Annotated in this window: 1 protein-coding gene; it reads left to right on the forward strand. The window is 65.5% G+C overall.

Going from position 1 to position 261, the window contains the following annotated elements:
* Positions 1 to 180, forward strand: a 180-nt coding sequence (locus AAEZ08_RS23075; RefSeq protein WP_500125201.1) for a TOBE domain-containing protein, incomplete at its 5' end; no start/stop codon positions are given.
* Positions 181 to 261: the final 81 nt, after the last annotated feature.

The raw sequence follows: 261 nt of genomic DNA on the forward strand, positions 1-261 counted from the left end.
GTGCTGGACCGCTACTTTTTCGGCAGCCAATGGCTGTACCGCGTCCACACCGCCCTGGGCGAAATCACCGTGGTGCGCAGTAACGACGGTAGCGCGCCCTTGGCTAACGGCGCGGTGGTGGGCCTGCAATGGCAGGCCGATTTGCTGCGCGTACTGGCGGCCGATGAGGTGCACCCATGAGTCGCGGCTACCTGCTCTCGCTGCCGGCGCTGGTGCTGTTTGCCGGGCTTTTGATCATACCGCTGGGCCTGACCCTGGTGC

The sequence above is a fragment of the Pseudomonas sp. E45-MNA-CIBAN-0222 genome (assembly GCF_040310405.1).
GTDB classification, from domain to species: domain Bacteria; phylum Pseudomonadota; class Gammaproteobacteria; order Pseudomonadales; family Pseudomonadaceae; genus Stutzerimonas; species Stutzerimonas stutzeri_AC.